Raw genomic sequence first — 25,834 nt, 5'->3', positions numbered from 1 at the left:
GCGGGCACGGCCCGTGCCTAGCGTTCTCCCGCTGGGCGACCCGGCGCCGTCGGACGGGCTGCTGCCCGGCCAGGCGCTCGAGGACGCCGCGGCCCGGGCCTTCGGGCTCTACGTGCATATTCCTTTTTGCGCCGTCCGCTGCGGCTACTGTGACTTCAACACCTACACTGCAACCGAGCTTGGCGGTGGCGCCTCACAGGACGCCTATGCGTCAACGGCCATCACTGAAGTCAGCCTGGCGGCGCGGGCCCTACAGGCGTCAGGCCTGCCCCCGCGCCGGCTCAGCACGGTCTTCTTCGGCGGCGGAACCCCCACACTGCTCCCGGCCGAAGACCTCGCGCGCATCCTCGGCGCCGCCGTCGCGGAATGGGGGATCGTGCCGGGTGCCGAGGTCACCACTGAAGCAAATCCGGACTCCGTCACGCCTGAATCTCTACAGCTGCTGGCCGACGCCGGGTTCACCAGAGTCTCGTTCGGCATGCAATCGGCGGTGCCCCATGTCCTGAAGGTCCTGGACCGTACCCACACGCCCAGCCGCGTTCCGCAGGCTGTGCAGTGGGCCAGGGACGCCGGGCTTGCGGTCAGCCTCGATCTGATTTACGGCACGCCGGGGGAGTCCCTCGAAGATTGGCGGTTCTCGCTCGAAACAGCACTGTCCTATCAGCCCGACCACATCAGCGCCTACGCGCTGATCATTGAGGACGGCACCAAGCTTGCCGCGCAGATCCGCCGTGGCGAAGTTCCGGGAATCGACGACGACGACCACGCGTCGAAGTACGAACTCGCCGACCAGCTGATCACCGAAGCCGGCCTCGGCTGGTACGAGGTCAGCAACTGGTCCCGTACCCCGGATCAGGCATGTCGGCACAACCTTGCCTATTGGCGCGGAGACGACTGGTGGGGGATCGGCCCAGGCGCCCACTCGCATGTGGGCGGAGTCCGCTGGTGGAACGTCAAGCACCCCACCGCGTACGCCGGAAGAATGGCGGCGGGATTGTCTCCCGCCGCGGGCCGCGAAACCCTCGACGCCGAAACCCGCTATGTTGAACGGGTCATGCTCGAGGCCAGGCTTGCTTCAGGGCTTGAGGTCAAGGGCCTGGGGAATTCAGGCCGGCACGCAGTTGCCGGGCTCATCGCGGACGGACTGGTGGATCCCGCAACCGCTTTTAAGGGCCGCCTCGTTCTGACGCTCAGGGGCCGGCTGTTGGCTGACGCCGTGGTGCGCAGGATCCTGCCGGACTGAACTGTGTTGGCGGTCCTGTGTGAGCGGTCACGTGCAGAATTGAACAGGCTCCAGCCTAATTGATCCAGCGAAGGTTCAGCTCGTAACGGTGCGGCTGGCCACGGTTGACCTGGATCCCTGCAGCCACGGAGAAGCAGGTCAGCGCAATCCAGATGAGGGTTGCAAGCACGGCAAACAAATTCCCCACCACCGGAATGAGCACCAGGAAATTGGCGATGATCGCAGCGATGGTGGGCGGAAGGCTGAAATTGAGCGCTTCCTTGGATTCCTGTGCCGTGAACGGTCCGCGGTCCTTGAAGATCAGGTAGATCAACAGCGAAGGTACACAGCCGAGTATTCCGCCAAAATGCGCCAGCGTGGCCCACTGCCTGTCCTCGTTGGCGGTCAGCGGAAGCGCATTCGCCGGAACGCCATGGTACTGGGCCCGGTCCTGGCCGGACTGGTCGTCCCTGTGTTCACGAGCGTTTTCTGCCACGGTGTATTCCTTCGGTGTGCGTTGGTGCGTCGGTACGGTGGTGCATGGTGAAGCATAAACACCCTCCGCCGTACCAAGAATACTGGGTCGGGCACGGATTGGCAGAGCCGCTGCGCGCGCCGTCAGTCGAGGTGCGTCCAGTGAGCCGCTACGGCACCGTCAGGAAGTCAATGACCTCTTCCACCCGGCCGAGCAATGAAGGCTCCAGATCCGCATAGCTGCGGACAGCGCCCAACAGCTTTTGCCAGCCCAGGCCGATGTCCTCCTTGGTGGAATGTGGCCAGCCGAAGGCCGTAAGGATACCCGTCTTCCAGTCCACGCCACGAGGGATGACCGGCCACTGTTCGATTCCCAGGACTCCCGGCCGGATGGCCTGCCACACGTCAACATATGGGTGACCCACAATGAGGACGTTGCCGGCTGAGCCTGGCGAGGACATAACCGCATCGGCGATCCGGGATTCCTTGGAATCCGGGACCAGATGGTCGACCAGAACGCCCAGCCTTCGGCCCGGTCCCGGGCCGAAGGACGCCACCGCGGCGGTGAGATCGTCGATCCCGTGCAAAGGCTCGACGACGATCCCCTCCACCCGGAGGTCGTCACCCCAGACTTTTTCCACGAGTTCGGCATCGTGCTTGCCTTCAACCCAGATCCGGCTGGCCTTTGCCACCTGTGCACGCTGCCCTTCCACCCGGACCGAGCCGGAGGCAGTCCGCCGGGTTCCGCCGGCAGCAGCGCCGGCTTTTGCACGCGGAGCCGGTGGCATCAGCCGGATCGGCCGGCCTTCCATGAGAAAACCGAAGCCGAGACGGAACGACCGTGACTTGCCGCGTCGGTCCTCCAGTGCCACGACGTACATTCCGCCGGATTTCTCGACCCGTGTCACAGCACCTACCCAGCCTGACTGGACATCCTCGAGCACCATGCCGCGCTCAACAGGCACGTCGGGCAATTCGTTCCTGACGGGGGCGGAGATTTCCTGCGGACCCCAATTTTGGTACTGCATGGTTTCACACTGCCTTGCACTAGGAGCCTGCGTTGGTACATGGCCCGGAATTTCGCCCGGAGCGGTACCAATGCTAACAACGCGGCGACTCATATTAGACTGGTTAGCACTTAGGCATGTCGAGTGCTAATGATGGGTTGGTGAGGCGCAACAGGCCCCGGCCCCGTGACGGTTGATGGGAGGTGGATCATGAGCGAGCCACGCAAGCTGGAAGTATTGCGCGCCATAGTTGAGGACTACGTACATTCGCGCGAGCCCGTCGGTTCAAAGGCCCTCGTGGAACGCCACCACCTGGGTGTCTCGAGTGCCACCATACGCAACGACATGGCAGCGCTTGAGGACGAAGGACTCATCACCGCGCCGCACACCAGCTCCGGCCGGATCCCCACAGACAAGGGCTACCGCCTCTTTGTGGATCAGATCTCCGCGGTTAAGCCGCTTTCGCAGGCGGAACGCCGCGCCATCCAGTCGCTGCTCGAGGGCTCCGACGACCTCGACGACGTCCTGGACCGTACCGTGAGACTCCTTTCGCAGCTGACCAACCAGGTCGCCGTCGTGCAGTATCCCCACCTGAGCCGCGCCCTGGTGCGGCACATCGAATTTGTCCTGCTGGCGCCGCGCCAGGTCCTTGTGGTGCTCATCGCGAATACCGGGAAAGTGGAACAGCGGGTCATCGACGTAGGGCAGGAGCTGGGCGACGATGCCTTGGCGTCACTGCGTGCACGCTTCCTCGGCAGCCTCTCCGGGACACCGCTGACCCTGCTCCCTCAGACCCTGCAGGCGGTGGTGGCTGCGTGCAGTCCCGGGCAACGCCATGCGGCCCAGGCCCTGTGCCGTGGCCTGGAAGCCCTGGCCCACAGCAGCAGGGAAGAACGTATGGTTATGGCCGGCACAGCCAATCTGGCCAGGTCCAACGTCGACTTCCCGTTGAGCATAGGGCCGGTCCTGGAAGCCCTCGAGGAGCAGGTGGTGATGCTGCGGCTGCTCGGTGACATGGCGCAGGATCCCCGCGGTGTCACAGTGAGCATCGGCCGCGAGAACCCCTACGACGGGCTGGCAGAAGCCTCGGTCGTGGCAACAGGCTATGGCCCGGACAGCACTGCCAAAATCGGTGTACTCGGCCCCACCAGGATGGATTACCCCACAACCATGGCCGCCGTTCGCGCGGTGGCCCGCTATCTTTCGAGGATTCTGGGGCCGTGACACCACGGACCCCTGACCCTCGCACAACAAGCAGTACAACCAGGAAGAGATACGAACTTTGAGCAGCCACTACGACGTTCTTGGAGTCTCACCGGAAGCCACCGGAGAAGAGATCAAGAAGGCCTACCGCAAGCTGGCCCGCACCCTGCACCCGGATGTCAACCCGGGTGAGGATGCCTCTGACCGCTTCAAGGCAGTCACACATGCCTACGAAGTGCTCTCCGACCCGCAGAAGCGCCGGGTGTATGACACCACCGGTAATGAAAACGGCACGGACAACGGGTCCGGGGGCGGCTACGCCGGCCAGGGATTTGCCTTCCAGGACATTTTTGACACCTTCTTCGGCGCAGGCGGTTCCTCCGGACCCGCCTCGCGCGTCCGGCGCGGACAGGACGCCCTCATCAGCGTTCGGATCGAGCTGCGCGACGCCGTTTTCGGCGTCAACCGGAAAATTGAGGTGGACACCGCTGTCACGTGCCCCATCTGCGGGGGTTCGTGCTGTCGGGAAGGAAGCCACCCGGAGCGCTGCGACATCTGCGGCGGCAGCGGCCAGGTCCAGCGGGCAGTGCGCTCCATCCTCGGCCAGGTCATGACGGCCGCCCCGTGCGGTTCGTGTGAAGGCTTTGGAACTGTGATCAAGGATCCGTGTAACGAATGCAACGGCCAGGGCCGGATCCGCAGCCGCCGTTCACTGACCATCAAGGTCCCTGCCGGCGTTGCCACGGGTACCCGCATCCAGTTGTCCGGCCAGGGCGAAGCCGGTCCGGCAGGCGGCCCCGCCGGGGATCTCTATGTGGAGCTCCGGGTCAACAATGATGCCACCTACGTCCGGGACGGCGACGACCTCCATGCCACGCTCAACATCCCCATGACCGCTGCGGCCCTCGGCACCGAGCTGAGCCTTGACACCTTCGACGGCCAGCAGGAGATCGATGTCAGAGCAGGGACCCAGTCAGGCGAAATCATCACCGTCCGCGGTCTGGGCGTGACTCACCTGCGCGGCTACGGTCGCGGTGACCTCAAGGTGCATCTTCAGGTGGAGACACCCGCGAAGCTTGACCCCGCGCAGGAGGACCTTCTCCGGCAGCTGGCAAAACTCCGCGACGAACAGTTCACTGAAGGAAAACTCGCGGCAAGCGGCGGTGTCTTTTCCAAGCTGCGGGACAGACTCGGTAACCTGTAGCAGTGAGCAACCCGGTCTTTTTTACTCCTGCAGGGACCCTGGACCACGTTGTTCCCGGCGGGCAGTTTGTTCTCCGGGGAGCGGAAGCCCGCCACGCAGTCACAGTCAAACGTCTGGCAACGGGTGAGGCTGTGGATATCGCGGATGGTGCAGGGAAACGCCTCACCGGAACGGTCTCGGCCGCAAGCCCCGCCGAGCTGACAGTGGACTGTTGCACACTGGACGTCGAGGAGCAGCCGGAAGTCCGCCTCGTTTTGGTGCAGGCCCTTGCCAAGGGCGACCGTGCCGAGCTGGCCGCCGAGATGGCGACTGAGCTTGGAATAGACGCCGTTATCCCCTGGCAATCGGAGCGTTCGATTGTCCGGTGGAAGGGGGAACGTGCCGCCAAGGCGCATGCAAAATGGACGTCCGTGGTGACCGCGGCCGCCAAGCAGGCGAGGCGCTCATGGATCCCCGAGGTGAGGGCCGCAATCGACACCCATGGGCTAACCGCGGCAGCGGCAGCGGCTGATCTTGCGGTCATTCTTCACGAGGACGCGGTCAGGCCGCTCCGGCAGGTACTGGAGGCATGGGCGATTCCGGTCCAAGGCGAGGGCCCGTGCGAGATCCTGCTGATAGTAGGTCCTGAAGGTGGCATCAGCCCTGGCGAAGTCACCGGACTGTGCAGCGCAGGTGCCGTAACGGCGCTGCTTGGACATCACGTTCTTCGTTCATCCACTGCGGGTCCGGCTGCGCTTGTCCTGGCAAACGACGTCTTGGGTCGCTGGTAGCCTGCCGCTGGTAGCCGCTAGCGTATTGAAAAGCCCCGCGTGTCAACGTTCAGTTCCTGCTCGCTCTGAGCGGGATCCACCTGTGATACCCGCAGTTCGTAGTTGCCTGCCCCCAGATTCAGGGCCAGCGTAAACACTCCCGACTGTCCCGGCTCCGGTGCGGCCGTAGTTTCGCCGCTGAGGTAGGAATCCTTGTCCCCGTTGTCCTGCGCCCGCAGGATCTTCCAGCGAAGCTTGCCGCCCGGCACTGTGCTTCGGCCCGTGATCTTGACGCTGCCGTCGGGCACTTCCACGCCTTCCTGCGGATCGATGATCCACACGGGCGCCACCAGTCCCACACTGCGTGAGGTCGGTGCGCCCAGTTTGACGTGGCCAAAGGCGAGGTAGTCGGTGTGCCCGTCAACCAGAACCACCACCTGGATCTGCTGGCCGGTGTCAATAAGTCCTGAGCTCGCGCCTGCGGCAGTGGCTGTATAAACCAGCTGCTGGATGGCGCGCTCGGCCGTATCGGCGTCGAGGTTGCTGTTGAAAGCGTCAGCAGAGACGTCAACAGTGATGACGTTCTTGCCGGAAATTGATGTGGCGAGCGTCTTGGGGTTCTGCCACGGTGTAAAGAAATCCGGATCGAGCGGCTTGTCCGACATCATCGCACGAAGGGCTCGCGTGATGGGGTTCTCCTGATCTGGAACATCGCGGAATTCCCGGTACAGAAATGCATTGTTGTTGCTGCGGCCGATCCAGTACACGGGCGCCTTGTTGGTGGACTGCGTGGTTTCCAGCGGCGCACTGGTGGTGGAAACCCCGGGTGAGGCCGGGGCAGCGGCCTGGGACGGGCTGGTTGCCGTTGATGTGTCAGGTTCAGGGGTGGCAATGCACCCGGAGAGCATCAGGGCAGCAGGAAGCAACCCCAGCAGCACAGCGGAACGGATCCGCCTGCCTGCCAACGGTCGTGAAATTCCTGGCTCTCGAATGTGCTCGGTCCCTTCGGTGTGGTGTCGCAATGTTGTGCGCCTGACCGTGACGGCGGCTTTGCACGGGTTCCTGGGCCACCCGCTTTTCCAGCATTACACATGACGGAAGACCGCAGTGGCGGATTTCCGGCCGGTTGGCGAACTGCAACGGGAAAGATACGAGGCCGATACAAAGTTGATACCTAATGACGGGAACACGCCACGGAACCGTGGCCTGTCCGTCATCAATCCCGAGGCATTCCAGCTGACGTGCTGGCGTAAGATGGTAGGACTCTGATGAGTACCGGTGAACGGCGAAAGCAACCCCGGCCGCATCGGATCAGCCACAGATTCATATTCCGAACTGGAGGGGACCAGAGGCCCGCGGGCCATCACCATGACTGAATCAGCAAACGGGAAGCGCCGGTTGAACACCGGAGAACGCACCTCCGGCGAATTTCCACATACTCTCTCGGGCGTCCGGACGGAGGTGGTTATATTCGACAACTCTGATCAGATGGTCCAGTCCCTCGGCAGTCATGACGAAGCGCTGCGCTTTATTGAAGAGCAGTTCCCCGCTGTGAGTTTCCATGTCCGAGGCAATGAGCTCACCATCAGCGGCCCGGCCGCTGACGTCCCGCGCATCATGCGCCTGCTCCAGGAGGTGCGCGGCCTGGTTGCACGCGGCACTGTCATCAATCCGGCAGTATTGCAGCAGCTGGCTGCCCTTCTTCGGAGCCAGTCCCTTCAGAATCCGGTGGACGTGCTGACGCACGATATTCTGTCCAGCCGTGGAAAGACCATCCGTCCCAAAACGCTGAACCAAAAGAACTATGTTGACGCCATTGACTCCAACACGGTGATCTTCGGGATCGGCCCGGCGGGTACCGGGAAGACATATCTGGCAATGGCCAAGGCAGTCCAGGCCCTGCAGCAGAAGGAAGTCAGCCGTATCATCCTGACCCGTCCTGCCGTTGAAGCGGGGGAGCGGCTGGGGTTTCTGCCAGGCACCCTGAGCGACAAGATCGACCCCTACCTTCGCCCACTTTACGATGCCCTGCACGACATGATGGATCCCGAATCCATCCCGAGGCTTATGGCGGCGGGGACCATCGAGGTGGCACCTCTGGCCTACATGAGGGGCCGGACCCTCAACGACGCCTTCATCATCCTTGACGAAGCGCAGAACACCACGCCCGCACAGATGAAGATGTTCCTGACCCGGCTTGGCTTCGGATCAAAGATGGTGGTCACCGGAGACGTCACGCAGGTGGATCTGCCCTTTGGCACCAGGTCCGGGCTGCGCATTGTGGAGGAAATCCTGCAAGGAATCGACGACGTCAATTTTTCCGTGCTGGACGCGGCCGACGTGGTCCGCCACAAGCTCGTCGGCGATATCGTCAGGGCCTACAGCGTCTGGGATGACGCGCAGAGAAACCGGATGCAGCATTCCGTCGCCCGGGAGAAGCGGGGGGAGCGCGCATGAGCATCGAAGTGAACAACGAGTCCGGAATCCAGGTCGATGAGGCCCAGCTGGTGGCGCTGTCCCGGTTCATCCTGGAGCAGCTCTATATTCATCCTCAGGCTGAGTTGTCCATCCTGCTGGTGGACGAGCCGGCCATGGAGAAGCTGCACATGGAACTGATGGACGAGCCTGGTTCAACAGATGTGCTTTCCGTGCCGATGGACGAGCTCACGCCCGGCACACCGGACAAGCCGACTCCTCAGGGCATGCTCGGTGACATTGCTGTCTGCCCGCAGGTCGCGGAAGTCCAGGCGCGGAATGCCGGGCACTCCACACAGGATGAAATGCTCCTCCTGACCACCCACGGAATACTGCACCTGCTCGGCTATGACCATGCTGAGCCGGAAGAGAAGGCCGAAATGTTCGGTCTCCAACGCGAACTGTTGTCCGGCTTCACCGGCAAAGAAGCGCCGTCCGAGACGACGCAGTGACGTCACTGATCCTTGTCTGCATGGCGCTGGCATTCCTCAGTTTCGCGGCGCTGCTGACGGCCGCCGAGGCAGCGTTCAATTTCCTTCCCCGGCACGACGCCGAAGAGGCTCTCCTGAAGAGCCGCGGAAACGCCCTCGAGCGCATCCTGGCACAACCGGTGGCGCACATCCGCGCCTTGCGGTTCTGGCGGATCTGGTTCGAAATGGCCTCCGCTGTCGCTGTCGCCGTACTACTTCACAGCCTTCTGGACAATGTGTGGCTGGCCGGGCTCGCAGCGACCGGCATCATGGCCATTCTAGGGTTTGTGATCGTGGGCGTTTCGCCCCGGCAACTTGGCCGGCTGCACTCCGCAGCGGTGGTCAGGTTCACCGCCCCCCTGATCCGTTCGCTTGCCTGGAGCCTTGGCCCCATTCCGGGATGGCTGGTCGCACTGGGGAGCGCTGCCGCCCCGGGTGCACCCGGCGGTGATGAAGCTTTTTTCAGTGAAGAGGAGTTCCGCGAACTCGTGGACAGGGCCACGGAATCGGACATGATCGAGGACAACGAGGCGGAGATGATCCAGTCCGTGTTCGACTTCGGTGACACGCTGGTCCGTGCTGTCATGGTGCCCCGGACAGACATCCTGAGCATTGACGCCGGGTCCAGTTTGAGGCGGGCAATGTCACTCTTCCTCCGGTCCGGATACTCACGGATTCCCGTCATCGGAGACAACACGGACCAGATTCTGGGCATCGTTTACCTCAAGGATGTGGCCGCGACTCTGCACAGGCTGGGCCCCGATGAGGTGGCTCCTGTGGTTGACGCCCTGGCGAGGGAAGTCCGGTACGTTCCCGAGTCCAAGCCTGTCAGCGATCTCCTTCGCGAGCTTCAGAAGGAATCCACCCATGTTGCCATTGTTATAGATGAGTATGGAGGCACGGCCGGTCTGGTCACGCTGGAGGATCTCATCGAGGAGATCGTCGGCGAGATCGTGGACGAATACGACACCGAAAGTGCTGAGGCTGTCGAGCTCGGTGACGGTAGGTACCGCGTCAGCGCCCGAATGAGTATTGACGATCTCGGCGAGCTGTTTGACATCGAACTCGACGACGACGAAGTGGACACGGTGGGCGGGCTGCTGGCGAAAGCACTCGGCCGTGTGCCAATTGTGGGCAGCACCGTCGAGGTGGACGGGGTCTCCTTGCGGGCCGAGCGCCTCGAAGGTCGCCGAAACCGCGTCAGCCACATCATTGCGGCAGCTGCACCAAAGGAAGAAACTGACCTTGTAGACCATATCGACGAGGCCGAACCAACGCAACAGGGAGTTCCACGTGAGCAAGAAGAATAAAGCCGACGGCGGCGAGGACTTTGGGGGGTTCCACGCCGGGTTTTCGGTCCTTGTAGGCCGGCCTAATGCCGGGAAATCGACACTGACCAACGCTCTGGTTGGCAAGAAGGTGGCCATCACCTCAGCCAAGCCGCAGACCACGAGGCACACCATCAGGGGAATAGTGCACCGCGAGGATGCCCAGCTCATTCTGGTGGATACACCGGGGCTCCACAGGCCGCGCACGCTGCTGGGCAGGCGGCTCAATGACCTCGTGGCGGGCACGTTGTCCGAGGTTGACGCGATCGGCTTCTGCCTTCCCGCAAACGAGAAGATCGGCCCCGGCGACAAATACATCGCCGCCCAGCTTGCCGCGGTGGGCAACAAGCCCATCATCGCAATTGTGACCAAGACTGATCTGGTGGACCGCCAGGCCCTGACCGAACAGCTTCTGGCTGTTGCCGCTCTGGGGCGCACTGTCCTGGGCGAAGACGGATGGAAGGATATTGTCCCCGTGTCCGCCACGGACGGCTTCCAGGTGGGGACAGTAGCGGACGTCCTGATCAGTCACATGCCGCCGTCGCCGCCGCTCTATCCTGATGGTGAACTGACGGACGAACCCGAAGCTGTGATGGTGGCGGAGCTCATCCGCGAGGCAGCCCTCGAAGGCGTCCGGGACGAGCTTCCCCATTCCCTGGCTGTTGTGGTCGACGAGATCGTGCCCAGGGAAGGACGGCCCGAGGACAGCCCGTTCCTCGACGTCCGTGTGAATCTGTACGTCGAACGGTCGTCGCAGAAGGCAATCATCATCGGCAAGGGAGGGGCCCGGCTACGTGAAGTGGGCACCACTGCGCGCAAGGGCATTGAAGCGCTGCTTGGTACCCGGGTATATCTGGACCTGCATGTCAAGGTGGCCAAGGACTGGCAACGCGATCCCAAGCAGCTCGTTAAGCTCGGATTCTAGGAGGCTCGTGTACACGCAAGGCTCCGGCCTGCCCTTCGGGCGTTTTCCCAGACTTGCCCACTAAAATGGGCCGGATCCAGTTTTTAGAGGAAGGTACACCCAGTGGTGCGACGCCGCGAGAACCGCGAGCACGGAGCTGATACTTCAGCCATCCCGGAATCGGCTGCCAGGCACACGGAGGACGCTGCTATCCTCGGAGCCCGCCATCTGGGCTCGGCGCGCCGCATGCCCGGCTGGCTCAAGGTGACAACCGCGGTTGCGTCAGTCCTTCTCGTCGCAGGGCTGGCGTTCGCGGGATATTGGTTCATCCGGCTGCAGATGAACATCTCGAAGGCCCCTCTCGGCGCCGGCAGCGGTAAGACCGAGAATCCGGTTGACGATTCCAGGGACAGGATGCAGATCCTGATTCTCGGTTCGGATACCCGCGACGGCAAGAATTCCGAGTACGGCAGTGCGGAGGACTCCACCGGCTACGGGCAGTCGGATGTGATGATGCTGATGGACATTTCCGCTGACAACAAGCGCGTCAGCGTGATCAGCTTCCCGCGGGACCTGCTGGTGGACATCCCTGAATGTACCGACCCGAAGACGAAGAAAGTTTTCGCCGCCCGCAGCGGGGTCATGATCAATGAGGCCATGGCGCAGGCTGGCATCGGCTGTGCCGTGGACACCGTCAACCAACTCACCGGGCTGGAAATCGACCACTTCATGATGGCGGATTTCACTGCCGTCAAGGAGCTCTCCAACACGGTGGGCGGCGTGGAAGTCTGCATCAGCGACGCCGTTTACGATCCGGATTCCAGGCTCCGCCTTCCCAAGGGGACGTCCTCGGTCCAGGGCGAGCAGGCTCTGGCGTTCCTCCGGACCCGCCACGCCTTTGCCGATGGAGGAGACCTTGGCCGGATCAAGGCCCAGCAGGGTTTCCTGTCGTCCCTCACCCGGAAAATCAAGGACGAGGGCACGTTGACAGATCCCGGGAAAATGCTGCGGATAGCTGACGTTGTGACGCAGAACCTCACGGTGGACGATGGACTCGGCTCGGTTCCGGCCCTGTTGACCATCGGCAACCGGCTCAAGAGCATCGACGTCGGGAAGGTTGCCTTTGTCGCCGTTCCCACCGCGCCGGCCGTCAGCGACCCCAACCGCCTGGAAGTAAGCGAACCGGCGGTGTCCCAGCTCTTCGCGGCACTGCGAAAGGATGTTGACCTCACGGATCCGAACGCGAAGCCCAGTGCCTCGCCATCCGCCGGCGCCTCGGCGTCGCCGGCACCCCGCCCGACAACAACTACGGCGCCGGCACCCACCACAGCCCCTTATGACAAGTCCCTCCAGCCGGTTGCAGTGGCCAACGGCAGCGGTGTACCGGCCCGCACCCAGGAAATCGCGCAGGTTCTTATCGCCGGGCGCTTCACTCAGACCACGCAGCTGGTCGCCGAGCCCGTGGCGCAATCAATGGTTTTTTATGGCGGTGAATTCGCTGATGTGGCCGCGGACGTGGCTGCGCTTCTGGGAATCCCGGCCACCCAGGTGGCGCCGGCCACTGCGGTTGCGGGAGTCCAGGTCTATCTGGGCTCGGATTTCACCACCGGCGCCAAGTACGGTGCCGTGGCGCTTCCGAAGGACATTGTGAACCAAACTGCCGGCGACACTGTATGTCAGCAGGCAAACCCGGAGCTGATAGTCCAGAAGTAAACCGGTCGCCCTCCACCCCGCCGTCAAAAAACACGCGGGTCCGGCCAGCAATGGCCGGACCCGCCTGCTGTATCCCCGGGGTCTGCAGAATCCCCGGTGAGTCACCAGATGCTGACGCGTTCCTCCCGGGGCATCCACATTCCGTCCTGCTCAGTGACACCGAATGCCTCGTGGAACGGATCGAGGTTTTTCGCGATGGCGTTTGTCCGGAACTCATTGGGGGAGTGGGGGTCGGTTGCCAGGCGCCGGATCGCTTCTTCGCTGCGGATCACCTGACGCCAGCCCGCGGCCCACGATGCGAAGAAACGCTGCTGGCCCGTCAGCCCGTCCAGCTCCTCCGGCTCGTTGCCGTCCAGGCTGATGAGGTAGGCCTTGTACGCAATGGTCAGCCCGCCCAGATCGCCGATGTTTTCGCCCAGCGTCAGCTTTCCGTTCACAGTGTGCCCTGGAGCCGCATACGGGGAGAGGGCGTCGTACTGGGCTACGAGTTTTGCCGTCAGCGCCTCGAACGCCTTCCGGTCATCTTCGGTCCACCAGTTGCGCAGTGCACCGCGGCCGTCGAACTGGGAGCCCTGGTCGTCGAAGCCATGGCCTATTTCGTGGCCGATTACAGCTCCGATTCCGCCGTAGTTCACGGCGTCATCGGCATCAGCCGTGAAGAACGGTGGTTGGAGGATGGCCGCGGGAAAAACAATCTCGTTGAGCATCGGATGGTAATACGCGTTCACCGTCTGCGGGGTCATAAGCCATTTGTTCACGTCAACAGGTTTGCCGACCTCGTCAAGGTGGCGGTCGACGTCGGCATTATGGGCCCGCTCAACATTTCCCAGCAGATCGGCGGCATCGATCTCCACGGCTGAGTAGTCAATCCATTCGTCGGGGTAGCCGATTTTTGCCCGGAACGCGCCGAGCTTGCGCAGAGCCTCTGCCTTGGTGTCCTCGCCCATCCATTCCAGCCCCGTGATGCTTTGCCGGTAAGCCTTGGTCAGATTGGAAACGAGGGTCTGCATCCGCGCTTTGTGCGTCTCGGGGAAGTGCCGTGAAACGTAGATCTGCCCTACCGCTTCACCGAGCGCTGCTTCGACGACGCCCACACCGCGCTTCCAGCGGTCCTTGTTCCGGGGAGTACCGCTGAGGATCGTGCCGTAGAAGGCAAAATTGGCGTCCACGAACACCGACGACAGATAGGGGGCAGCGGAGCCGATGACGCGCAGTGCCAGCCATTCCCGCCAGACGGACAGAGCTTCCGATTCCAGCAATGCGGCCGCGCCGGCGAAAAAGTCCGGAGTGCTGACAACTATTTCCTGCCGCTTTTCCGGCTCAATGCCGGCTGCTTCGAACCAAGTGCCCAACAGGGGGAACAGCTCACCGGCCTCGTCAGCGGCCTTGAGGTTGTAAGTCTTCTGTGGATCGCGCAGCGTCACGTTGTCCCAATGATGGGAGGCCAAGGCAGTCTCAAGATCCACTACGCGGGCGGCGGCTCCCTCCGCATCCGGCACTCCTGCCAGGGCGAACATGGTGCGCACATGATCACGGTACGCGCCGACCATCGGTACGAACTTCTCTTCGCGGTAATAGGACTCGTCCGGCAGCCCGAGTCCGCCCTGGCCGGTATACAGCAGGATCCGGTCCGGATTGCCTGCATCCGGTGCCGGGTAGATGGAGAAGAGTCCGGACACATCCGCGCGGAAGAGGCGCCCCGCCAGCGCCATCAGTTCCGTCACCGAAGTTACTGCGAAAACGTCAGCCAGCCGTTCCCGGATCGGCTCCATTCCCTTTGCTTCGACGGCCGCGTCATCCATGAAGCTGTTGTAGAGGTCCCCGACTTTGCGTTCCATGCCGCTGGCTTCAGCGCCTTTGCCCGCAGCTTCCTCAATGATGGCCCTGACGGCCAGCTCGGCGCCGTCGCGAAGGGCCGTAAAGGTGCCTTCCAGCGGGCGGTCGTCCGGGATCTCAGTGGACTTCAGCCATGCCCCGTTAATGTGCTGGTACAGGTCATCCTGGGGCCTGACGCTGCGGTCGATATTGGACAGGGCGATCCCCGAGTTAGGCACAGAGGCTCCTTGGTATAACGGGCTGCTGCCGGCGCTGGCACCGGTGCGGCGTCTGTATGGTGGACGTTGCTGTAGGTGTTGCTCCTTCATCTTACGCACCCGTGTTACTGTGAAATGGTGCGCGCAGAACTGCTTCTTCTTAGCTGCCGCGGCGAGGCCTCAGACGCGATCTAGCGCAAGGCCCACCCTCGCTGCGGAGTTTGTGTTGCCCGGCCACCCTTTCAGATAAGAACCAAAGAAAAGGCCCCGATTGTAATGCGAAACGCACAGAAGCCCTCAGGAATGCCGGTCCACCGCTACCAGCCGTTCCAGGACCAGATCACCGTTGAGCTGCCTGACCGCACCTGGCCGGACAAACTCATCACCAAAGCCCCGCGCTGGTGTGCCGTGGACCTGCGGGATGGCAATCAGGCACTGATTGATCCCATGAGCCCGGCCCGCAAGATGAAAATGTTCGATCTGCTGGTCCGGATGGGCTACAAGGAAATCGAGGTCGGTTTTCCCTCAGCGTCCCAGACCGACTTCGACTTTGTCCGGCAGCTGATTGAGGGAAACCACATTCCGGATGACGTCACCATCCAGGTGCTGACACAGGCCCGCGAACACCTGATCGAGCGGACATATCAATCCCTCGTCGGGGCCAGGCAGGCAATCGTCCACCTCTACAACTCCACCTCCGTGCTTCAGCGCCGCGTGGTGTTCAATCAGGACGAAGACGGAATCCTGGACATTGCGCTGCAGGGCGCACGGCTGTGCAAGAAGTACGAGGAAACTCTGGCTGAAACGCACATCACCTACGAATACTCACCTGAATCCTTCACCGGCACCGAACTGGCGTATGCCCTCCGGGTCTGCAACGCCGTCGCCGATATTTTTGAGGCATCCGAGGACAGCCAGGTCATCATCAACCTGCCTGCGACAGTTGAAATGGCAACGCCGAACGTTTACGCCGACTCCATCGAATGGATGAGCCGCAATCTCCACCCGCGTGAGGGCATCATTCTTTCGCTGCACCCGCACAACGACCGCGGCACGGGCGTGGCCGCGGCTGAACTCGGCTATCTGGCAGGCGCCGACCGGATTGAGGGCTGCCTCTTCGGCAACGGTGAGCGCACCGGCAACGTGGATCTTGTGACCCTCGGCCTCAACTTGTTTGTGCAGGGCATCGACCCCATGATCGATTTCTCCGACATTGATGATGTCCGGCGCACTGTCGAGTATTGCAACCAGCTGCCGGTGGCCGAGCGTTCACCGTACGGCGGCGACCTGGTCTTCACCGCATTCTCCGGCTCCCACCAGGACGCCATCAAGAAGGGGTTCGAAGCGCTGGAACGGGACGCCGCAGCGGCCGGCAAGGACGTCGGAGATGTCACGTGGCAAGTCCCGTACCTGCCGGTGGATCCGAAGGATCTCGGCCGCAGCTACGAGGCAGTCATAAGGGTCAACTCGCAGTCCGGCAAGGGCGGTGTGGCCTACCTGCTCAAGAACGAGCACAGCCTCGATCTGCCCCGGCGTGCGCAGATTGAATTCTCCGGCGCGATTCAGAAGCGCACGGACTCCGTTGGCGGCGAAGTCAGCGGCGCACAGCTCTGGCAGCTCTTCCAGGACGAATACCTGCCGTCAGGGCAGTCTGACGGCCAGTGGGGCCGGTACGCTCTGGGATCGGTCAACACCGAGACCGACGAAGCCGGCGCCATGACCTTGCATGCCACGCTGAAGGTGGATGGAGTCCAGGTGCGCCGCACTGGCTCCGGCAACGGCCCCATCGCTGCACTGCTGAGCATCCTGGGCCAGGACGGCGTCGACGTCCGGGTTCTGGACTACAGCGAGCATGCCCTGTCCGAGGGCGGCAACGCCCGTGCCGCCGCGTATGTTGAATGCGCCGTGGGCGAGCGGGTGCTCTGGGGCATCGGTATCGATTCGAACACCAGCATGTCCTCGCTGAAGGCAGTCATCTCCGCCGTGAACCGTGCCATCAGGGACGCAAAGGCCTGAGGTTCTGGAAACTGCGCCGCCGGAATCCGGCGGCGCGGTTTCCGTCAAAGACCTCTTTTCCGAAAGACAGTGCGAAGATTAACCGTGGTTCAACAATCATTTGCAATGCGCGCTTACCGGGATGATGCCGTGGTGCTGCGTACGCACAAGCTGGGCGAGGCCGACCGCATCATTACTTTGCTGACCAAGCATCATGGCCAGGTCAGGGCTGTTGCGAAGGGTGTCCGCCGCACCAGTAGCCGCTTCGGCGCCCGGCTGGAGCCCTTTATGGTTGCGGATCTGCAGCTGATCTCGGGCCGGACCCTGGACATCGTTACCCAGGCCGTGGCCAAGGGGGCCTATGGCGGCAACATTGCCGCCGACTATGGCCGGTATACGGTGGCCGCAGCCATGACGGAGACCGCCGAAAAGCTCACGGATGTAGACGGCGAGGCCGGCACCGCCCAGTACAACCTCCTGGTGGGGGCTCTTGCAGCGTTAAGCCGCGGCGATCACGCCCCCGGGCTGATTCTCGATTCATATCTTCTCCGAGCGCTGTCCACCGGCGGCTGGGCACCGAGCTTCACGGACTGCGCCAGGTGCGGTGCAGCCGGGCCACACAATGCTTTCTCGGCGCCGCTGGGCGGCATGGTCTGCGGAGACTGCCGTCCACCGGGTTCGCCCGCTCCTGCGGCTGAAACGGTGCTGCTGCTTGGGGCGCTGCTGACCGGGGACTGGAAGACGGCGGATTCCTCGCTTACCGTCCACCGGAGGGAAGCCGCCGGTCTGGTGGCCGTCTACCTGCAATGGCACCTTGAACGTGTCCTGAAATCACTCAAACATGTGGAGCGTACCTGACAGTGGCCTTGGGAAAAAAGAACAGTCCTGCCCGGCAGCGGACCGCCGCTGTGGCCTCGCCATATCCCCATCCCTCGGGCGCCCTTCCGCCGACGATTCCGCCCGAGCTTGTTCCCAGGCATGTGGCCATTGTGATGGATGGCAACGGCCGCTGGGCCAATCAGCGTGGCCTGCCCAGGGTGGAGGGCCACAAGGCCGGCGAACCCGCGCTGCTCGACGTTGTTGCCGGAGCCATCGAGTTGGGCATCAAGTACGTCAGCGTGTACGCGTTTTCAACGGAGAACTGGCGGCGCTCACCCGAGGAAGTGCGTTTTCTGATGGGTTTTAACAAGGATGTGCTACGTCGGCAGCGGAACCAGCTGGACCAGTGGGGCGTGCGCGTGCGCTGGTCCGGGCGCCGGCCGAAGTTGTGGGGCTCCGTGATCCGGGAGCTTGAGGAAGCCGAGGAATATACCGCCGGCAACAGCACCTGCACATTGACCATGTGTGTTAATTACGGCGGCAGGGCCGAGATCGCGGATGCCGTGTCAGCTATCGCCGTGGAAGTTGCCGCCGGCCGGCTCAAGCCCGGCGCCATTACGGAAAAGACCATTCAGAAGTATCTGGACGAGCCGGATCTTCCGGACGTGGACCTGTTCCTGCGCAGCTCCGGTGAGCAGCGGCTGTCCAACTTCATGCTCTGGCAGTCCGCCTACGCCGAGTTCGTGTTTATGGACACGCTGTGGCCCGACGTTGATCGCCGGACGCTGTGGGACGCCGTGGAAGTGTATGCCCGGAGGGACCGCCGCTACGGAGGGGCAGTGGACGCGGCTCACCCCGGGTAGGCTTCCAGCCAGACTGTGAGGTCCCGGTATGCCTCCTGCCGGATCCTGCGCCGGGAGAGGAAGACGTCGTGGATGGCACCGGGGTAGCGGAAAACCGCCGTCCTGCGTCCCAGCCGCAGCGCGCGGCGGGCGGTCTCCTCGACGTCAATAACGGCGTCGACGTGCATCAGCTCGGCGGACCACTCACTTTGGATCCGCGTCCGGCCTGACAACATAACCAATACCGGCGCATCGATGGCCAGGCGGCGTTCCACTGCGGCGTGTCCGGCCAGTACGGCCTTGGTCCAGCCGGCCCGTATGGGGAATGAGGAAGACGGCCGCCAGAGGGGATCCAAAACCCATTCCCCGTGGGCTTCGCTGCTGACGCTTTGCCAATAGCCCGGCATTTCCGGAAAACGGAAAGGACGCCGTGGATCCGTCCGTGCAACGGGCTCCACCAGATGCATTGCGATGTTCCGGATAAGGCTGCTGCCCTGAAGCGCCAGCCACGGCGCATTCAGAATCAGGGTGCCCAGTGCCCCTGGATGCCGGTCCGCCCACAGTGCAGCTATGAGCCCGCCGAGTGAATGCGCCAGGAGGTGGATGGTGGGCTCCGTGCTGTCGCCCGTGACAAGCGCAAGATCCGCCCTGATGGCCTCGAGGGCGGCGGCCATGTCCTCGTCGTACACGGCGAGGTCAGTGGTGTAGCCAGGCGTCTGCCACTCGCGCAGGCTCCGGCCGAATTTCCGCAGGTCCAGGGCATAGAAGTGGAGGCCTGAAGCCCCCAGGTACTCAGCGAGCTCTGACTGCAGGAAGTAATCTGCCCAGCCGTGCAGGTACAACACCACCTTCGCGGGTGCGTCTCGCGCCCCCGGCCCAGGATCCCCCGGCCCAGGATGCCACCGCGCAGGATCCACCCGATCAGCCGGTGCAGGGTGGGCCGGCGCAGTTCCCACAGCGCGGGCATAGAGCTCCCGGAGGCCCGCCAATAATCCGCGTTGCCGGGGCGGAGGAGGCACCGGTTCAGCAAGTCTGGCCGGCGGACGATGCCTGACCAGCGTGGCGCACACACCCCCTTCCTCATCAGGTCCGAGGGGGAGCTCCAGGAATTCAAAGCCGGGACCCAGAAAGTCTTGTTGCCACACTGGCGGTGGGGCCACCGCGGACGATTCCTGGGCCGTCATGCCGATTCCTCGGTCCCCGCATAGCCGCGGATCCAGCGTGACAGCCGCTCATACGCATCAGCCCGGACCTTGGGCGGGGACAGAAAGACGTCGTGGAGTCCGCCGTCAACCCGCTCCAGCGTGACGGTGCGGCCCAAGGTCAATGCGCGCAAGGCGATGATGTTGACGTCCAGCACCGCATCGGTCCGCCGCATCGCTTCCGTCCAGAACGGACCGTTTGCGCTGGCGCCGGACAGCAGGACAAGGATGGGGATATCGATCCGGAGCCCGCGGGCAACCTTGGAGTGTCCCGCGAGTACGGCGCTGAGCCAGCCGGCACGCACGGGGAACGCCATGGGCGGGCGGTACTTGTCCTCAAGCGTCCATTCGCCTTCTGCAGCGCTGCTGATGCTCCGCCAGTAGAACCCGCGCTCCGGCAGCCGGAGAACCGCCTCAGGCCTGAAGCGCGCAATAGGCTCCACCATGGTCCGGGCCGCCCGCCGCACCAGGGAACTTCCGTGCATTTCCAGCCAAGGACTGTTCAGCACCAGCTGGGAGACGGCGCCGGGATGCCTGCTCACCCAGAGCGCCGCCACGAGGCCCCCTGTCGAGTGGCCCATCAGGGTCAGCGCCGGCGGACTGCCGGACTCTGCACCCATGATGCCGATCGCCTTGCTGATTTCGGCGTCGTAGTCCTGCAGATCCGAAACGTAGCCGCCATGAGTGTCGGGCCGGAGGCTGCGGCCGTGATTGTGCATGTCCAGAGCGTAGAACTCGAACCCGCTCCGGTTCCAGAACTGCGCGAGCTCCACGTTGAAGAAGTAGTCGCTCCAGCCGTGCAGGAAGAGGACAACCCGACGGCGGCCCGGCGCCGGGGGAGGGGCGCCGGTGCCTGTGGCATCGCCACCGTCAGCAGGCGGAACGTAGCGCACCAGCGTTGCGGTGCGTTCCACGCCGTCGTCGCCCGTTGCCTGAAAGGCGCAGGATTCGAAACCGTCCCCCAGGATATCCGTCTGCCACTTCATGGGTCCAGCCTAGCCAGCCCCCGCCGCCGCGCGTCCGGCTGACCTCCCGGAGAACAGGCAACCGCCCAGGAAAGTTCCTTCGAGCGCACGGTAACCGTGGATTCCGCCGCCACCGAATCCGGCCGCTTCCCCGGCGGCATATAGGCCGGGGACCGGCTGGCCCGCTGCATCAAGCACCCGGGACTGGAGATCGGTGTGGATACCGCCCAGGCTCTTGCGGGTGAGGACGGACAACCGGACTGCGACCAGCGGGCCGTGCGCGGGATCCGTCAGACGGTGTGGCGGTACCACTCTCATCACCTTGTCAGTGGTGAAACGGCGGGCAGCCCGGATCGCGGCAAGTTGCGGGTCCTTGCCAAGTCCACTGGATACCTGAAGGTCCCGGGAATGAATCAGGCGCTCAAGCTCGGAGGCCTTGATCAGGCCGTCTCCCGTGAGTCTGTTCATCTTGGCGGCGAGCGCTGACGGGGTGTCGGCGAGCAGGAAATCCACTCCCTTGTCCAGAAAACGCTGAACAGGGGTGTCGGTACCCGATTTGAGCCGGCCTGCCAGCAACCGGATGTCGCTGCCGGTCAGATCGGGATTCTGCTCTGAACCGGAGAGCGCGAACTCCTTGAGCGCGATGGTTCTATTCAGGACAAACCACGAGTAGTCATGGCCGGTGCCCAGAATGTAACGCAGCGCGCCGAGGGAATCGAATCCCGGGAACAGGGGCGGCGGGAGGAGCCGCCCGGTGGCATCGAGCCACAGCGAGGAGGGCCCGGGCAGGATTCTGATGCCGTGCAGGGGCCAAACGGGCGCGTAGTTGTGGATGCCTTCCGGATAGTGCCACATCCGGTCCCCGTTGATAAGTCGTCCGCCTGCCTTCCCCACCACAGACAGGAACTCTCCGTCCACGGAAGCCGGAACGCCGCTGAGCATCCTTTCCGGGGCGCCGCCGCCCGGCCATTGGCTTCGGACCGAGCGATGATTGCCACCGATTCCGCCCGTTGTCACCACAACCGAAGCACCGGATGCCTCGAAACGGCCCGTCGCCCGGCGCGTTGATTGCTCGCCTCGTTCCGCACCGCTTGCTTCAGGACCTCGCCCACCACACCCGTGACCCTGCCCGCCGTCGTTACCAGTCCGGTTGCCCTGTGGCGGAAGTGGAAGGAAACCCTGCCGGCCTCCACGCCCTCGCGCAACTTGGCAAGAAACGGCGCCACAATGGCAGGGCCGGTACCCCACGCCACGTGGAAACGGGGTACCGTTTTGCCGTGTCCGTCGGGGCCATAGCCACCCCGTTCGGCCCACTGCACCAGGGGAAACAGGCCACGCCAAGTGCCTTGAGCCACGAGCGTTTCTCGCCGGCCGCAACGTGGACGTAAGCTGCCGCCCACTCACGGGCCAGGGCGTCCTCGGACCGGTCAAAGCCTGCCGAGGCCATCCAATCGGAAAGAGCCAGCTCCTCACTGTCCTTAACGCCCAGCTTCCGCTGCTCCGGGGAGTCCACGAGAAACAGGCCGCCGAAGGACCAGTGGGCCTGTCCGCCTACAGACGCTTCCGGCTCCTGGTCCAGGATCGCCACGGTTTTGCCCGCCGCATGGGCCTCAGCGGCCGCCACCAACCCTGAAAGTCCTGCGCCGAGCACAATGACATCGGTACGAATCATCATTGCCAACTTCCCTGACCACCATCGTCGCTGTTCATGGCTTTATGCTAGCCTCCGCAATCTACTGGCGAGTAGGCATGAGCCGGACGCGTACGGGAGCCAGCCGAAGTAGCGGGTTGTTGCGGCGCGGGTTTGGTCTGCACGGCAGGAAGCGGAAAACTAGGGGCATGCGCGTTTATCCGATTTTCTTCAGGCTTGCCTTCTCTTGGATGGACGCCGAGCGCGCCCACACGATCGGCTTCAAGGGCATCAGGTTCGCCCACACCTCAGGTGCCGGCCGGCTGCTGCAGAAGTTCACGGCGCCGCCGGCCTCGCTGGAAACAACGGCCTTCGGCGTGACCTTCCCGTCGCCATTCGGCCTTGCCGCCGGTTTCGACAAAGAGGGCCACGGGATCGAGGCGCTGGCCGAGCTTGGCTTCGGCCATGTGGAGGTGGGCACCATCACCGGCAAGGCCCAGCCCGGGAATGAAAAACCCCGGCTGTTCCGGCTGGTCGAAGACCGCGCCGTTATCAACCGGATGGGATTCAACAACGACGGCGCCGCGGCGGTGGCGCCGCGGCTGAAGTCTGCCAGGGCTGCTTTGCAGCGCAGACATGCCGGCGTGCGGCCCGTCATAGGCGTCAACATCGGCAAGAGTAAGGTGGTTGAACTCGGGGAGGCAGTGGACGATTACCTGATCTCGGCACGAACCTTGGCCCCCGCAGCGGACTATCTTGTGGTCAACGTCAGCTCCCCGAACACTCCGGGACTGCGACTGCTGCAGAACGTTGAAACGCTCCGGCCGCTGCTCAAGGCGGTGGGCGAGGAAGCCGACAAGGCCGCAGGACGCCATGTTCCGCTGCTCGTCAAGATTGCACCGGACCTCAGCGATGAGGACCTCGACGACGTCGCCCGGCTGGCTCTGGACCTGAAGCTGGACGGCATTATTGCCACGAACACCACCATTTCCCGTGAGGGGCTGAAGTCCCCGCAGGACAAAGTCGAGGCATGCGGAGCCGGCGGACTGTCCGGGGCTCCGCTGAAGAACCGTTCCCTCGACGTGCTGCGCAGGCTCAGGGCTGCCACCGGTGACAAGCTCACCCTCGTGGCGGTAGGCGGAGTGGAAACAGCACGCGATGTCCAGGACAGGCTCGATGCCGGAGCCACCCTGGTCCAGGGATACACGGCGTTCCTCTATGAGGGTCCCCTCTGGGCCGCCCGCATCAACCGTCAGCTGGCTAAGAGCCGCCCGGCGTGAGTCAGGAAACAGACAAGCCCCCGGCGGTGGAACCGCCGGGGGCTTGTCTGTCGGCAGTCTCCCTGCCTGGCAGGTGACTGACGGCCGGGAACATCAGGAGGGAAATTCGCCGCGCTTGACCTGGGGCTTGGGCAGGCGAAGACGCCGGAACTGCAGTGCCCGCATGGAGCCGTACCAGACGGTGCCGCGCTCCACCTCGCCGAACTTCTCGGTGAGTCGCTTGCGGAGTTTGCGGGACAGGACGAAGACGTCGACGAATACGGCCAGGAACATCACCCAGAAGCCGCCCAGGACATAAATCATCTGTGGGCTGTTGGATGGGACAAGCAGCGAGATGATCACAAAAACCAGGGCACCGAACATCAGGTATTCGCCCAGGCTGAAGCGCGCATCAACGTAGTCACGGACAAAGCGCTTCTGCGGTCCCTTGTCCCGGATCGGCAGGAACTTCTCATCACCGGTATCCAGCGCCTGGCGCATCTTCTGGCGCTGGTCCTGGATGGCCACCCGCTCGGCCGCCTTCGAGGCCTTGCGGTCCTCCGGAACCAGAGGCCGCTTGCGCGCTGCTTCCTGGGCCTTGCGCGTGGGCGTGGGAGCGCCCTTGCCGATGGCTGCATCCTGCCGGGCGGCGGCTTCGGCAGCCTGCTGGTCTACTACGTCCTGCGCCGTTGGCGCTTCCTTTTTTCGTCCAAACACCAGTAAAGAATACCCTGCAGCGGACTGACGCCGCTTATGCGTCCAGAACCCTTCGTCCCGGGTACCTAACGGACGACGTCGGCCTGCAAGGTGCGCTGTTTGGTGCGGTTCCGGACACAGGTAGTGTTTTTGCCATGAGCTCAACACCAGCGGAGACCCCGCAGACCACCGGCGGCATTCCCTGCGGCATCGACGCCGATGCCCTCCGGAGTGCCGTCAGCGACGCATTCGACACCACGATCGCGCAGCTGAAGGACCTCGTCAGCATCCCGGGTATTGCCTGGCCGAGTTTCGACCCCACACAGCTGGACCGCAGCGCCGAGGCAGTGGCCGGACTTCTTAATGCTGCCGGTGTTCAGGACGTCCGGATCCTACGCTGCGACAAGGAAGACGGAACGCCGGGAGGGCCGGCCGTCGTTGCCCGCCGTGAAGCGGCCGAAGGAAAGCCGACCATTCTGTTGTACGCCCACCACGACGTACAGCCCCCGGGGGATCCGGCGCTGTGGGAAACCGAGCCGTTCACCGCCGTCGAACACAATGGCCGGCTCTATGGCCGCGGTGCTGCAGATGACAAGGCAGGAATCATGGCGCACGTGGCGGCGTATTCGGCCGTCACCAAGGTGATGGGCGATCAGCTGGGCCTTGGCGTGACGTTCTTCTTCGAAGGGGAGGAGGAGGCCGGTTCGCCGACGTTCCGAACCTTCCTCGAAGCACACCGCGAGCTTCTCCGTGCCGACGTCATTGTGGTGGCCGACTCCAGTAACTGGAAGGTGGGCATACCGGCACTCACCACCAGCCTGCGCGGCCTGGTTGACGGTACGTTCGAGGTCCAGGTCCTGGACCATGCGGTGCATTCGGGAATGTTCGGCGGACCGGTGCTGGACGCGCCCACGCTGCTTTCCCGCTTGATCGCCACTCTTCACGACGCCGAGGGAAATGTTGCGATCGAGGGACTGGTCAGCAGGGACGACGTCACCGTAGACCTGACCGAAGCCGAATACCGGGCCGACGCTTCCGTCCTTAACGGTGTGAAGCTCGCTGGAACCGGCTCCATTGCATCCCGCCTGTGGACCAAGCCCGCACTGTCCATTATCGGATTCGATGCTCCAGCGGTGGATGTTGCCTCCAACACCCTTTTGCCCAAGGCACGCGCCAAGTTCAGCCTGCGCCTTGCTCCGGGGCAGGATCCCGCTGAGGCGATGGAAGCCGTCAGGAAGCATGTTGAGGCAAACGCGCCCTTTGGTGCGGCGGTTGTGTTTACGCCGGGGGAGAGCGGCAACGCCTTCCTCACCGATACGGCTTCCGCGGCAGCCGGTATGGCCATGTGGGCACTCGGGGAAGCCTGGGGCGTTCCGGCTGTGGAAATGGGAATCGGTGGCTCTATCCCGTTCATTGCGGACCTCGGTGAGCTCTACCCCGATGTCCAGATTCTGGTGACCGGGGTGGAGGATCCCGATTCCCGGGCGCACAGCGCCAACGAGTCCCTTCACCTGGAGGACTTCCGGAACGCCGTGGTGGCTGAAGCGCTGCTGCTGGCCCGGCTCAACCTCGACGGCCTCGCCTGACCGCAGCGGTTTGGCCTTGCTTGCCCTGGCCGTCCCGGGGAACAACCACGGAACGGCC

General features: G+C 63.5%; 21 protein-coding genes and 1 pseudogene. 14 read left to right on the top strand and 8 right to left on the bottom strand.

What is annotated here, in order from left to right:
- The first annotated feature begins 13 nt into the window (after positions 1-13).
- Positions 14-1,243, top strand: a complete 1,230-nt coding sequence (gene hemW / locus V3C33_08825) for a radical SAM family heme chaperone HemW (GenBank protein XAS69333.1) — start codon at positions 14-16, stop codon at positions 1,241-1,243.
- A 55-nt stretch (positions 1,244-1,298) separates the two neighbouring features.
- Here hemW and V3C33_08820 read toward each other — a convergent pair whose 3' ends face one another.
- Together V3C33_08820 and V3C33_08815 are read right to left on the bottom strand one after the other, a co-directional pair.
- On the bottom strand, positions 1,299-1,718 hold the full coding sequence (locus tag V3C33_08820) for a DUF4870 domain-containing protein (GenBank protein ID XAS69332.1): 420 nt from the start codon (positions 1,716-1,718) through the stop codon (positions 1,299-1,301).
- Positions 1,719-1,866: 148 nt separating this feature from the next.
- The gene (locus V3C33_08815) at positions 1,867-2,724 is read right to left on the bottom strand and encodes a DUF3097 family protein (protein ID XAS69331.1); all 858 of its coding nucleotides are present in this window, start codon (positions 2,722-2,724) and stop codon (positions 1,867-1,869) included.
- A gap of 189 nt (positions 2,725-2,913) precedes the next feature.
- Between V3C33_08815 and hrcA the strand changes: the two genes are divergently transcribed.
- The 3 genes from hrcA to V3C33_08800 are packed head-to-tail and all read left to right on the top strand — an operon-like array spanning position 2,914 to position 5,880.
- Positions 2,914-3,927 (top strand): heat-inducible transcriptional repressor HrcA, encoded by a 1,014-nt coding sequence (hrcA, locus tag V3C33_08810; GenBank protein ID XAS69330.1) that lies wholly within the window; start codon positions 2,914-2,916, stop codon positions 3,925-3,927.
- Positions 3,928-3,985: 58 nt separating this feature from the next.
- Positions 3,986-5,110 (top strand): molecular chaperone DnaJ, encoded by a 1,125-nt coding sequence (dnaJ, locus tag V3C33_08805; protein XAS69329.1) that lies wholly within the window; start codon positions 3,986-3,988, stop codon positions 5,108-5,110.
- Between the two features lie 2 nt (positions 5,111-5,112).
- Positions 5,113-5,880 carry a 16S rRNA (uracil(1498)-N(3))-methyltransferase gene (locus V3C33_08800; GenBank protein XAS69328.1) on the top strand — a complete coding sequence of 256 codons (768 nt, stop codon included), beginning with the start codon at positions 5,113-5,115 and terminating at the stop codon, positions 5,878-5,880.
- Between the two features lie 17 nt (positions 5,881-5,897).
- Here the strand turns inward: V3C33_08800 and V3C33_08795 are convergent, their stop codons facing one another.
- A complete protein-coding gene (locus tag V3C33_08795) occupies positions 5,898-6,767 on the bottom strand; it encodes a GerMN domain-containing protein (GenBank protein XAS69697.1) in 870 nt (289 codons plus the stop codon).
- Positions 6,768-7,227: 460 nt separating this feature from the next.
- On the opposite strand from V3C33_08795, the gene V3C33_08790 reads away from it, so the two are divergent.
- The 5 genes from V3C33_08790 to V3C33_08770 all read left to right on the top strand — a co-directional run bounded on the left by V3C33_08790 (position 7,228) and on the right by V3C33_08770 (position 12,749).
- A complete protein-coding gene (locus tag V3C33_08790; protein ID XAS69327.1) occupies positions 7,228-8,316 on the top strand; it encodes a PhoH family protein in 1,089 nt (362 codons plus the stop codon).
- Positions 8,313-8,786 (top strand): rRNA maturation RNase YbeY, encoded by a 474-nt coding sequence (gene ybeY / locus V3C33_08785; protein XAS69326.1) that lies wholly within the window; start codon positions 8,313-8,315, stop codon positions 8,784-8,786. The genes V3C33_08790 and ybeY overlap by 4 nt, the downstream gene beginning before the upstream one ends.
- Positions 8,783-10,114 carry a hemolysin family protein gene (locus V3C33_08780; GenBank protein XAS69325.1) on the top strand — a complete coding sequence of 444 codons (1,332 nt, stop codon included), beginning with the start codon at positions 8,783-8,785 and terminating at the stop codon, positions 10,112-10,114. The genes ybeY and V3C33_08780 overlap by 4 nt, the downstream gene beginning before the upstream one ends.
- Complete coding sequence (gene era, locus V3C33_08775) at positions 10,098-11,057, top strand: GTPase Era (protein ID XAS69324.1); 960 nt, start codon at positions 10,098-10,100, stop codon at positions 11,055-11,057. The genes V3C33_08780 and era overlap by 17 nt, the downstream gene beginning before the upstream one ends.
- A gap of 102 nt (positions 11,058-11,159) precedes the next feature.
- Entirely contained in the window at positions 11,160-12,749 is a 1,590-nt protein-coding gene (locus V3C33_08770; GenBank protein XAS69323.1) for an LCP family protein, read from the top strand.
- A gap of 101 nt (positions 12,750-12,850) precedes the next feature.
- Here the strand turns inward: V3C33_08770 and V3C33_08765 are convergent, their stop codons facing one another.
- On the bottom strand, positions 12,851-14,803 hold the full coding sequence (locus V3C33_08765) for a M13-type metalloendopeptidase (GenBank protein ID XAS69322.1): 1,953 nt from the start codon (positions 14,801-14,803) through the stop codon (positions 12,851-12,853).
- Positions 14,804-15,058: 255 nt separating this feature from the next.
- Here V3C33_08765 and leuA point away from each other — a divergent pair, with 255 nt between their 5' ends.
- The 3 genes from leuA to V3C33_08750 all read left to right on the top strand — a co-directional run bounded on the left by leuA (position 15,059) and on the right by V3C33_08750 (position 18,459).
- Positions 15,059-16,798 (top strand): 2-isopropylmalate synthase, encoded by a 1,740-nt coding sequence (gene leuA, locus V3C33_08760; protein XAS69321.1) that lies wholly within the window; start codon positions 15,059-15,061, stop codon positions 16,796-16,798.
- Positions 16,799-16,882: 84 nt separating this feature from the next.
- On the top strand, positions 16,883-17,635 hold the full coding sequence (gene recO, locus V3C33_08755; GenBank protein XAS69320.1) for a DNA repair protein RecO: 753 nt from the start codon (positions 16,883-16,885) through the stop codon (positions 17,633-17,635).
- 2 nt (positions 17,636-17,637) lie between these two features.
- Positions 17,638-18,459 carry an isoprenyl transferase gene (locus V3C33_08750; GenBank protein XAS69319.1) on the top strand — a complete coding sequence of 274 codons (822 nt, stop codon included), beginning with the start codon at positions 17,638-17,640 and terminating at the stop codon, positions 18,457-18,459.
- Here V3C33_08750 and V3C33_08745 read toward each other — a convergent pair.
- The 3 genes and pseudogenes from V3C33_08745 to V3C33_08735 form a co-directional block, all read right to left on the bottom strand.
- Entirely contained in the window at positions 18,447-19,622 is a 1,176-nt protein-coding gene (locus tag V3C33_08745) for an alpha/beta hydrolase (GenBank protein ID XAS69318.1), read from the bottom strand. The two genes, V3C33_08750 and V3C33_08745, sit on opposite strands and share 13 nt — an antisense overlap.
- Positions 19,619-20,626, bottom strand: a complete 1,008-nt coding sequence (locus tag V3C33_08740) for an alpha/beta hydrolase (protein XAS69317.1) — start codon at positions 20,624-20,626, stop codon at positions 19,619-19,621. The genes V3C33_08745 and V3C33_08740 overlap by 4 nt, the downstream gene beginning before the upstream one ends.
- Before the next feature lie 9 nt (positions 20,627-20,635).
- Positions 20,636-22,277 (bottom strand): annotated as a pseudogene (locus tag V3C33_08735) (FAD-binding dehydrogenase).
- Positions 22,278-22,444: 167 nt separating this feature from the next.
- Here V3C33_08735 and V3C33_08730 point away from each other — a divergent pair.
- Complete coding sequence (locus V3C33_08730) at positions 22,445-23,515, top strand: quinone-dependent dihydroorotate dehydrogenase (GenBank protein XAS69316.1); 1,071 nt, start codon at positions 22,445-22,447, stop codon at positions 23,513-23,515.
- A gap of 93 nt (positions 23,516-23,608) precedes the next feature.
- On the opposite strand, the gene V3C33_08725 is transcribed toward V3C33_08730, so the two are convergent.
- Positions 23,609-24,211 carry a DUF3043 domain-containing protein gene (locus V3C33_08725; GenBank protein ID XAS69315.1) on the bottom strand — a complete coding sequence of 201 codons (603 nt, stop codon included), beginning with the start codon at positions 24,209-24,211 and terminating at the stop codon, positions 23,609-23,611.
- Between the two features lie 134 nt (positions 24,212-24,345).
- Here V3C33_08725 and V3C33_08720 point away from each other — a divergent pair, with 134 nt between their 5' ends.
- Positions 24,346-25,776 carry a dipeptidase gene (locus tag V3C33_08720; GenBank protein XAS69314.1) on the top strand — a complete coding sequence of 477 codons (1,431 nt, stop codon included), beginning with the start codon at positions 24,346-24,348 and terminating at the stop codon, positions 25,774-25,776.
- Positions 25,777-25,834: the final 58 nt, after the last annotated feature.

The organism is Micrococcaceae bacterium Sec5.7 (assembly GCA_039636785.1).
In the GTDB taxonomy this organism is placed as follows: Bacteria; Actinomycetota; Actinomycetes; order Actinomycetales; family Micrococcaceae; genus Arthrobacter.
The sequence above is the reverse complement of the archived record's forward strand: the minus strand, read 5'-3'. Positions and strand labels throughout refer to the sequence as shown.